Origin of the sequence: Asanoa iriomotensis, assembly GCF_016862515.1 — a bacterium.
Lineage (GTDB): Bacteria > Actinomycetota > Actinomycetes > Mycobacteriales > Micromonosporaceae > Asanoa > Asanoa iriomotensis.
On sequence record NZ_BONC01000129.1, the window covers coordinates 1 to 9,932 of the forward strand.

At 72.8% G+C, this 9,932-nt stretch carries 8 protein-coding genes and 1 pseudogene; 4 read left to right on the forward strand and 5 right to left on the reverse strand.

The window, feature by feature from the left end; genetic code table 11:
- Nucleotides 1-16: 16 nt before the first annotated feature.
- A complete protein-coding gene (locus Air01nite_RS39645) occupies nt 17-991 on the reverse strand; it encodes a DMT family transporter (RefSeq protein WP_203708572.1) in 975 nt (324 codons plus the stop codon).
- 123 nt (nt 992-1,114) lie between these two features.
- Here Air01nite_RS39645 and Air01nite_RS39650 point away from each other — a divergent pair, with 123 nt between their 5' ends.
- Both Air01nite_RS39650 and Air01nite_RS39655 read left to right on the forward strand, forming a co-directional pair.
- Nucleotides 1,115-2,785, forward strand: a complete 1,671-nt coding sequence (locus Air01nite_RS39650) for a DUF885 domain-containing protein (protein WP_203708573.1) — start codon at nt 1,115-1,117, stop codon at nt 2,783-2,785.
- A 48-nt stretch (nt 2,786-2,833) separates the two neighbouring features.
- Entirely contained in the window at nt 2,834-4,030 is a 1,197-nt protein-coding gene (locus Air01nite_RS39655) for a polysaccharide biosynthesis protein (protein ID WP_239091281.1), read from the forward strand.
- Between the two features lie 91 nt (nt 4,031-4,121).
- Here Air01nite_RS39655 and Air01nite_RS39660 read toward each other — a convergent pair whose 3' ends face one another.
- The 4 genes from Air01nite_RS39660 to Air01nite_RS39675 form a co-directional block, all read right to left on the reverse strand.
- Nucleotides 4,122-4,928: an Fpg/Nei family DNA glycosylase gene (locus Air01nite_RS39660; RefSeq protein WP_203708574.1), complete on the reverse strand. Its 807-nt coding sequence runs from the start codon at nt 4,926-4,928 to the stop codon at nt 4,122-4,124.
- 7 nt (nt 4,929-4,935) lie between these two features.
- A complete protein-coding gene (locus tag Air01nite_RS39665) occupies nt 4,936-5,517 on the reverse strand; it encodes a hypothetical protein (RefSeq protein ID WP_203708575.1) in 582 nt (193 codons plus the stop codon).
- A gap of 75 nt (nt 5,518-5,592) precedes the next feature.
- On the reverse strand, nt 5,593-6,837 hold the full coding sequence (gene purD, locus Air01nite_RS39670) for a phosphoribosylamine--glycine ligase (protein WP_203708576.1): 1,245 nt from the start codon (nt 6,835-6,837) through the stop codon (nt 5,593-5,595).
- 11 nt (nt 6,838-6,848) lie between these two features.
- Entirely contained in the window at nt 6,849-8,144 is a 1,296-nt protein-coding gene (locus Air01nite_RS39675) for an adenylosuccinate synthase (RefSeq protein ID WP_203708577.1), read from the reverse strand.
- Between the two features lie 91 nt (nt 8,145-8,235).
- On the opposite strand from Air01nite_RS39675, the gene Air01nite_RS39680 reads away from it, so the two are divergent.
- Nucleotides 8,236-9,180, forward strand: a complete 945-nt coding sequence (locus Air01nite_RS39680) for a diacylglycerol kinase family protein (protein ID WP_203708578.1) — start codon at nt 8,236-8,238, stop codon at nt 9,178-9,180.
- 79 nt (nt 9,181-9,259) lie between these two features.
- Nucleotides 9,260-9,932: pseudogene (locus tag Air01nite_RS39685) on the forward strand (hypothetical protein); the annotation flags it as partial.

Here is a 9,932-nt window from a genome sequence, read left to right on the forward strand (position 1 = left end):
GCGGCAGGACAGGCCCTCAGGCGGGATCGGTGGCTAGCTCCGCCTCGGGCGTGGAGCGGGCCGGTGCGCTGCGTTTGCGGGTGCCGAGGAGGCCCTGCGCGACCGCGACGCCGAGCAGCACGATCAGCGCGCCGACCGGCTGGTGCCAGGTGACGTGCTCGTCGAGCGCGAGGACGCCGAGCACCACCGCGAAGACCGGGATCAGGTAGGTGACCATCGAAGCCGTGGTCGCGCCGACCAGCTTGATGTTGCGCATGTTGAGCACGAAGGCCAGGCCGGTGCCGACCGCGCCGAGCGCAACGATGCTGGCGATCGCCTTGAGCGACAGGTCGGAGACCGGGGTCGGCGCGCCGACCGTCAGCGGCGCCACGATCGCGATCGCGACCGTCGCCGTGACGAGTTGCCCGGCGGCGAGCGCGAGGCCGGACTCGCGCCGGTCGCTGACGAACCGCTTGGTGTAGGGGATCGCGACCGCGTAGCAGGCCGCCGCCGCCATGCACATGAGCTGGCCGGTGAAGTGGGCGCCGCCCAGGCCGTCCCAGACGCCGAGCACGACCAGCACGCCGACGAAGCCGATCAACAGCCCGACCGCCCGGTGCGCGGTCATTCGCTCGGTGCGGAACAGGTAGACCGCGAGCGGCAGCACCAGCAGGGCGGTGGTCGCGTTCCAGATGCCGGCCAGGGACGACGAGACGCGCTCCTCGCCGTAGCCGAACAGCGTGAACGGCATCGCCGTGCCCACCACGCCGGTGACGGTCAGGTGCAGCCAGAGCCGCGGGTCGCGGGGCAGCCGGTCACGGGTCACGGCGATCACGGCGAGGAGCGTCAGCACGCCGGCGAGCACCCGGCCGAGGGTCACGTAGAGCGGGTGCAGCTCGGCCACGCCCACCTTGATGAACAGAAAGCTCGAACCCCAGATCACCCCGAGCAGCACGAAGCCCGGAAGCCAGCTGCGCGGGTCGGCCTTGTCAGGACTGGTCGCCGTCGTCACTCGTGACACTCTGCCGGATGGGTACGACAGAAAGCGCGCGACTTTCGGACGCGGCCCTCGATCCATCCCTACACGGGTCCCGCGCACCGAAAATCGGCAGACCGGTGCCGTAGGGTCGAACGCGTGGGACGAATCGACGACCTCGCCAATCGCTACGTCGACGAGTGGGCACCGCTCAACCCGGCGGGCGCGACCTTTGTCGGCATCCAGGGCTACGACGACAGGTTCGAGGACCTGTCGCCCGACGGCTTCGCGGCCGGCGCCGACCTGACCCGGCGCACGCTGTCCGACCTGTCCGGCGTCGAGCCGGGTTCCGAGTCCGAGCGCGTCGCCAAAGAGGCGATCGAGGAGCGGCTCGGCCTCGAGCTGGCACGCTACGACGCCGGCGAGGTGACCAGCGAGATCAACGTGATCTCCAGCGCCCTGCACGGCCTGCGCGGCGCGTTCGACCTCATGCCCACCGACGGCGGTGACGCGGTTCACAACATCGCATCCCGCCTCAACGCGTTCCCGCGGGCGATCGAGCAGCTCCAGGTGACGCTGCGCGAGGCCGCCGCACAGGGGCACGTCAGCTCCCGCCACCAGATGATCGAGGTGGCCAAGCAGTGCGACATCTGGACCGACCCGGCCCGCGACAACTTCTTCCACGCGCTGGCCGACCGGCTCGACGCCGACGGCGCGCTGCGCGGCGAGCTCGACCGGGGCGCCGCCGCGTCCACCGCGGCGACCCAGGCCTTCGGCCTGTTCCTGCGCGAAGAGCTCGCGCCGCTCGGCCGCGAGAAGCAGGCCGCCGGCCGCGAGCGCTACCAGCTCGCCTCGCAATACTTCCTCGGCGCCAAGATCGACCTTGACGAGACGTACGCCTGGGGCTTCGAAGAATTGGCCCGCATCGAGGGCGAGATGCGCAAGGTGGCCGCCCAGATCGTCGGCTCCGGCGCCTCGATCGACGACGCCGTGCGCGCGCTCGATGCCGACCCGGCCCGCCGCATCGAGGGCAAGGAGGCCTTCCGCGACTGGATGCAGAGCCTGGCCGACAAGGCGATCGGCGAGCTGCACGGCACGCACTTCGACATCCCCGAGCAGATCCGCCGGATCGAGTGCATGATCGCGCCGACCAGCGACGGCGGCATCTACTACACCGGCCCGAGCGAGGATTTCAGCCGTCCCGGCCGCATGTGGTGGGCGGTGCCCGCCGGCCAGACCGAGTTCGCGACCTGGAAGGAGGTCACGACCGTCTACCATGAGGGCGTTCCGGGCCACCACCTCCAGGTCGCGCAGACCGCGGTCCGCACCGAGCTGCTCAACCGCTACCAGCGCCTGCTGCTCTGGGTCTCCGGCCACGGCGAGGGCTGGGCCCTCTACGCCGAGCGGCTCATGGAAGACCTCGGCTACCTCGCCGATCCCGGCGACCGCCTGGGCATGCTCGACGCGCAGGCGTTCCGTGCCGCCCGGGTCATCGTCGACATCGGCATGCACCTCGAGCTGGAGATCCCGCGCGACAACCCGTTCGGCTTCCACCCGGGCGAGCGCTGGACGCCGGAGCTCGGCTGGGAGTTCATGCGCGGGCACTGCCGCGTCCAGGACGACGTGCTGCGCTTCGAGCTCAACCGCTACCTGGGCTGGCCGGGCCAGGCGCCCTCCTACAAGGTGGGCGAGCGCATCTGGCTCCAGGCCCGCGACGACGCCCGGGCCCGCAAGGGCGCCGACTTCGACCTCAAGGAGTTCCACCGCCAGGCGCTCGACCTGGGCTCGATCGGGCTCGACCCGCTCAAGGCGGCCCTGGCGCGGCTCTAGGACCCGCGAAAACCCACAAAGAAGGGGTTTGGGCTTAGGCTGCACGGCGTGTCTGCGCTGACCGTCAAACGAGCCGCACCGGCCTCCGCCCGCACCAAGCGGATCGCGAAAGCCGGTGCGGCGGTCGCCATCGCCGGCGCCCTCACCAACGCGCTCGGCTACCTGGTGCCGGTGATCGGCGCCCGCCAGCTCAGCAGCGCCGACCTCAGCGCCCTGGCGACGATGGCGGGCCTCGCCGCCATCGCCTCGGTGCCGGGCCTCGGGCTGCAGATCGCGATCGCCGTGCACCGGGCCCGCAACGGCGCGGCGTCGACCACGCGGATCAGCCTCATCACCGCCGCGGTCGGCGCCGGTGGGCTGCTCGTGCTAACCCCGGTGCTGGTGCCGCTGCTCGACCTGCCGGTGTTGTACCCGCTGCTGGCCGCCCTCGCCACCGTGCCGACCGTGTACGCCGGTCGCCGCCTCGGCGAGATGCAGGGCGACCAGCGCTTCCTGCGCCTCGCGGCCGGCATGGTCGTGCTGGCGGTCGGCCGCTACGGCGGGCTCGTCGGCGCCCTGCTGGTCGGCGCCGGGCTCACCGAGTCACTGATCGCCGGGGCCGTGTTCGCCTGGGTGATCCCGCCGGCCCTCGCGGTGCTGTGCCGCAGCCGGAAGCCGCACGTCGCCGACGCCATCCGCGGCCGCGAGATCCTGGCCGCCTGCTCGGCGACGCTGGCGATGCTGGTCATCTCCTACGCCGACCTGCTGCTGGCCCGCTACCTCCTGACGCCCGACACGTCCGGCGCCTACTCGGTCGGCACCGTGTTGACCAAGGGCGCCCTCTGGGCGCCGCAGGTGGTCACCGTGCTCGCCCTGCCCCGGTTGGCCCAGGGCAGCACCCGCGCGCTGCGCAAGGCGCTGCTGCTGGTCGCCGCCAGCGGCGCCGTGCTGGTCGCCGCGTCCGCCGTGGCGGGCAGCTTCGCCTTCCGGGTCGCCGGCGGAGCGAGCTACGCCCACCTCGGCCGCTACGCCGCGGTGTTCGCCGCCACCGGCGCTGTCTACGCGCTGGTCTTCGTGCTGGTCAACGATCGGGTCGCCAAGCGGGCCAAGTGGGCCGCGGCCCCGGTCTGGGTGGCCTGCGGTGCGCTGATCATCGTCTGCGAGTTCATCGCGCCGCACACGCTTACCGGCGTGATGTGGAGCGCGCTCGGCGCCGCGTTGCTGGCGCTCGCGCTCGGCGCGATCACCGGCAGGTCGAAGCGCTGACCGGCAAGCCGAAGCGGTGACCGTCCGCGAGATCCACGCGCGACGGCGCGCCGCTGCTGTTCCTCGAGGGCAGCGTCGGTCTCCGCGACCCTCAGGCCTGACACCCCGGGCACCAGTAGGAGTTGCGCCCCGCCAGCCCGGCCCGGGCCACCGGGGTGCCGCAGACCAGACACGGTTGACCGGTCCGGCGGTAGACGTACACCTCGCCGCCATGCCGGTCGACCCGCGGCGCGCGCCCCATCGCCTCCGGCAGGTGCTGGCTGCGCACGGTGTCGATCCGCCCGTGCGCCGCCCCGCGCGCCATCAGCCCACACAGGTCGGTCCACATGTCGGCGACCTGGTCCGCGGTCAGTGAGCGGCCGGGCCGGGTCGGCCCGACGCCAGCCCGGAACAGCACCTCGCTCGTATAGACCAGCCCCGAACCCGCGATGATCGACTGGTCCAGCAGCAGCGCCGCGATCGGGGTCGCGCTGCGCACGATCCGCGCGATCGCCGCGGCCGGGTCGGCGCCGGGCCGCAGCGGGTCGGCGCCGAGCCGCGCCCGCAACGCCTCGACCTCGGGCGGCAGCAGCACCGAACAGTCCGTCGGCCCGCGCAGGTCCAGCCAGTGCCCGCCGCCGACCATCCGCATCCGCACCTGGCCGACCGGCGACGGTGGCTCGCCGGCACCGTCGGTCACCGTGCCGTAGAGCCCGAGATGCACGTGCACGCTCGAGCCGTCCGCGTAGTGGTGCAGCAGGTGCTTCCCGTGCGCCTCGGTCGCGGTCAGCAACGTGCCCGACAGCAGCGCCGCGCCTTCCGCGAACCGGCCCTGCGGGCTGCTGAGGTCGACCTTGTGCCCCACGAACAGCAAGCGATGCCGGGCGGCCAACCGATGGATCGTGTGGCCTTCCGGCATCGCTACCTCAGTTCGCGTCAGGCGCAGCCGCCTCCGCCATCGGCGACGGGGTGCCGGTCGGCCCCCCGCTGACGGTAGCCGTAGCCGTGATCGTCTTCTTCGCCACGGGCCCACCGCCGACGGTCATCAGCGTGTAGGTGTGCTTCGCGGTCTCGCCCGGGCCCCAGTCACCGCAGGGGAAGTACAGGGTCTCCGAGCCCGAGGCGCCGTAGCTCTGGTAGACGCCCGGACCGTCGACCGAGAGCGTGACCTTGTCGGTGCCGGTCACCTTCCACTCGACGACCACCTCGCGACCGTTGGGCCACTCGCCGGACGGGCACTTCGGGGTCTGCTTGATCCGGAAGTACTGGATCCACGGATCCTTGCGCACCTCGCCGCCACCGTTGTCGCCGCCGGACGGCGGCTTGGTGGTCGGCGCCGGGCTCGGGCTCACGTCGGCGTCGGTCGGCGTGTCCTCGCCGATCACATAGGACGCGCCCGGCGACTGCGAGCCGGACGCGAGATCGGTGTCAGGCTTTTCGCCACACGCCGACAACAGCGTCGCCGCCGCGGCGGCGACCAGCACGAGCGGGATCCGGAACGTCCTCATGGCACATACGCTACGAACCGTTGGAGCTGCGCGAATCCCGCTTTCGTGCCGCGTCATGGTCGCGTTCCCGACGGGTTACTCCGGAACGCGGATCCGTCCCTCCAGAGCGGCCAGTGCGATGTCGCGCCGGACCACCGCGCCGGCCAGCGTGACCCGGTCGACCAGCGCGTACGCCGCGTCCCGGGCCGCGGCCAGGTCGGCGCCGGTGGCTGTCACCGACAGCACCCGGCCGCCGGCGGTGACCAGGTCGCCATCGGCGGTCCGCGCGGTGCCCGCGTGGATGAAGCCCGCGCCCTCCGCACCGGTGATCACGTCGCCGGACCGGGACGACTCCGGGTAGCCGGCCGACGCGATCACCACGGTGACCGCGGCACCCGGCCGCCAGCGCAACGGCGGCTCGGCCGCGAGGGTGCCGGTCGCGGCCGCTCGCAACAGCCCGGCCAGCGGCGTCTCCAGCAGCGCGAGCACGACCTGGGCCTCCGGGTCGCCGAACCGCGCGTTGAACTCGATCACGCGGGGACCGGTGCGGGTCAACGCCAGCCCGACGTAGAGCAACCCGGCGAACGGCCGCCCGCGCCGGCGCATCTCGGCCAGCGTCGGATGCACGATCTGGTCGAGCACGTCCGGCACCAACGACGGCGGCGCCCACGGCAGCGGCGTGTACGCGCCCATTCCGCCGGTGTTGAGCCCGGTGTCGCCCTCGCCGATGCGCTTGAAGTCCTGCGCGGGCTGCAGCGGCACGGCCGTCTCGCCGTCACACACCACGAACAGCGAGACCTCCGGCCCGGCGAGGTACTCCTCGATCACCACCCGGCCGCAGGCCGCGGCGTGCGCCAGGGCGGCGTCCCGGTCGTCGGTGACCAGGACCCCCTTGCCGGCCGCCAGCCCGTCGTCCTTGACCACGTACGGCGCGCCGAACCGGTCCAGCGCCGCGGCGACCTCGTCGAGATCGGTCGTCGAGACCGCGCCGGCGGTCGGCACACCGGCCGCGTGCATGACGTCCTTCGCGAAGGTCTTCGAGCCCTCGATCTCGGCGGCCGCGGCGGTCGGGCCGAAGCACGGAATGCCCTTCGCCCGCACCGCGTCGGCGACGCCGGCCACCAGCGGCGCTTCGGGGCCGACCACGACCAGGTCGGCGCCGACCTCGACGGCCAGCGCAGCGACCGCGTCGGGGTTCATCGCGTCGACCGGACGCAGCGAAGCCACCTCGGCGATGCCCGGGTTGCCCGGCGCCGCGATCAGCGTGACGCCGGGCGAGGAAGCCAGACCAAGAGCGAGGGCGTGCTCACGCCCACCACTACCAATGAGAAGAACGCGCACGATGTCCGATCCTAGGTGGTGCGCAGAAGCTCGTGCCGCACGACGTTCTCCTCGCGGCCCGGGCCCACTCCGATGACCGACACCTGGGCGCCGCAGAGCTGCTCGATCCGCTCCACGTAGGACCGCGCCGCCGCCGGCAGCTCACCGAACGTGCGCGCCTTGGAGATGTCCTCCCACCAGCCGTCGTGCTCCTCGTAGACCGGGACGGCGTGGTGGAAGTCCGTCTGCGACATGGGCATGTCGGAGTGGAGCTCCCCGTTGATCTCGTAGCCCACGCAGATCGGCACCTTCTCCAGCCCGGTCAGGACGTCGAGCTTGGTGATCACCAGGTCGGTGATGCCGTTGAGCCGCACCGCGTACCGCGCGACCACCGCGTCGAACCACCCGCAGCGCCGCTCCCGGCCGGTGGTCGTGCCGTATTCCGCGCCGACCTTGCGCAGGTGCGCGCCGTTCTCGTCGAACAGTTCGGTCGGGAACGGACCAGAACCGACCCGGGTCGTGTACGCCTTGGCGACGCCGATGACCTGGGTGACCGCGGTCGGCGGGATGCCCGCACCGACACAGGCGCCACCGGCGGTCGGGTTGGACGACGTCACGAACGGATAGGTGCCGTGGTCCATGTCGAGCATGGTGGCCTGGGCGCCCTCCATCAGCACGATCTCGCCGCGGTCCAGCGCCGACCAGAGGATCTCGCGGGTCTCGGCGATGTACGGGCGCAGCCGCTCGGCGTACGCCAGATATTCCTCGACCACCGCGTCCGCGTCGATCGCCTTGCGGTTGTAGACCTTGAACAGGGTCTGGTTCTTCTCCCGCAGGGTCAGCTCGAGCTTCTTCCGCAGGATGCCCGGGTCGAGCAGGTCCTGCACCCGGATGCCCATCCGCGCGACCTTGTCGCCGTAGGCGGGGCCGATCCCCCGGCCCGTGGTGCCGATCCGCGCCGACCCGAGGTAGCGCTCGACCACCCGGTCCAGGGCCCGGTGGTGCGGCATGATCAGGTGCGCGTCGCCGGAGATCCGCAGGCGGGACACGTCGACACCGCGCTCCGCGAGCCCGTCGATCTCGGCGAGCAGCACCTTGGGGTCGATCACGACGCCGTTGCCGATGACGATCACGGCGTTCGGCGAGAGCGCGCCGGACGGCATCAGATGCAGCGCGTACTTCTGGCCGTCAGGAGTGATAACCGTGTGCCCGGCGTTGTTGCCGCCCGAGTACCGGACCACGTAGTCGACCTGCCCGCCAAGCAGGTCGGTAACCTTGCCTTTGCCCTCGTCGCCCCACTGCGCGCCGAGAAGCACTATCGCTGGCATCTTTCGACCGCCTCCACGGGGCCCGGGTGCCAGGGTGGCGACCACTTGGCGAGCCCGAAGTGTCAGGCTAACAACAAACCGGAGAACCATTTTGTACGACGTGGTGCTGCTGAGCCTTGCCGAAGGGGCTGGTGAGGCGTGTTGCGGGTCGGACTCCTGCGACTCGCACGCCCAGGCCGACACCCTGCGTGCTCCGGTTCGGGCGTGTCTGGACGCGCTGCGCGCGGCGGGCGCCCGGGTCGAATCGGTCACCGCGCACGCCGACAAGGACATCGACGCCGTCCTGGCCCGGTTCGACGGCCCCGCCCGTGAGGACGGGCTGACCTGGCCCGACCTCGACAGCAAGACCCGGCTGGTGGTGGCCATCGCCACCGACGGTCAGCTGCGGCACGTCGTGCGTCGGCTCGTCCGCCGGTACGCGCCACCGCCCAGCCGCCGCCCCGCGGACCTCGCCGACAACCGGACCGTGCCGGACCTGCCGGCCCTGGCGGTGCTCCCGATGGGCCCGCCCTCGCGCGACCTGGCCGCGCAACTCGGGCTGCCGCGCGACCCGGCCGGCGTCGCGGCGGCCGCGCTCGGCACCGAGATCCGCCGGGTCGACCTGCTGCGCACCGACGCCGGCTCGGTCACCCTGGACGGGGCCCTGCTCGGCGGCCGGGCCGAGGAGCGGTTGGCCACCTGGCAGGGCCGGGTCGAGGTCGACGACGCGGTGCTCACCAACGGCGACGACCCGGTGCTGGCCTGTGTGGTCGGCAACGCGGCCGGCTACGCCGAACTGGACGGGTTGCCGCTGTTGACCGGTGCCGATCCCGTGTCCGGCCAGATCGAGGTCGCGGTCGCCGTCCCGGTGGTGTCCCGGTCGCTGCTCGGCAAATCGAAGGTCCGCGTGGAGGTGCGCCGGGCCCGCGGCCGGGCGGCGTCGGTGCTGCCCCGCGACGCGGAGGTGCCGTTCGTCGACGACGGCGTGACCGGCAACCTGACCAGGAAACGATCGTGGTGGATCGAGCCGGGCGCGTGGGCGGTCTACACGGGCTGAGCTCACAGGGCTGACCGCACGGCGCCGACTCGCCTTACCCTTGGGGCTGGTGTGACGGGCGTTGATGGAGGGGGCCACTGTGGTTGACGATTCGGACCGGGTCTACCGGCCCAGCGGCAACGGCTCGGCGCAGTGGCACGGCGCCGACCAGCCGTGGCCGCCGGACGAGCCCGCGACCGGGTCGGCCGACCACGACCAAGGTGAGCCCGGTCCGCCGGTGCCGCCGCCACCACCGCCCATCCGGGTCCCGGCGCCGCCCGCGCCCCCGCCGATCAACCGGCCGGGCATGGCCATGCCGCCACCGCCTGGCGCCTTCCCACCCGGCGCCTTCCCACCGGCCGTCCACCAGCCGCCTGCCGTCCACCACCAGCCGCCGGCCCCGCCACCGCCGCCGCAGTCAGGCCCGCCCCACCCGCGCCAGGCCGGCGCACCGCAGCCGCATCGGGCCGCGCCCGCCGCACCGCCACCGCCGCGGGCCGCCGGCAACGGCGAGAGTGCGGGGCCGATGCCCGCGCGGCCCGTGTCACCGCCGGCCGACCAGGGCGTCGCGCAGCGGACCGCCGCCGTGCCGATGCAGCGCGTCGACAACGGCCAGGTGGCCGGCACACCGTGGTCGCAACCGCCGCAACGCCCGCCGGCCCCACCGCAACGGCCGGAGCCACCCGCGTCGCACCCGACCTCCGCCTACCCGGTCACGCCGCAGCCGCAACCAGTCACACCGCAGCCGCAGGCGGTCCCACCGGCACCACAGG

Bases quoted from the DNA above. Each gene is read 5' to 3' on its own strand.
- Air01nite_RS39660 (WP_203708574.1), bottom strand. From the start codon at position 4,928: ATGCCGGAAGGCCACACGATCCATCGGTTGGCCGCCCGGCATCGCTTG.
- Air01nite_RS39675 (WP_203708577.1), bottom strand. From the start codon at position 8,144: ATGCCAGCGATAGTGCTTCTCGGCGCGCAGTGGGGCGACGAGGGCAAA.
- Air01nite_RS39665 (WP_203708575.1), bottom strand. From the start codon at position 5,517: ATGAGGACGTTCCGGATCCCGCTCGTGCTGGTCGCCGCCGCGGCGGCG.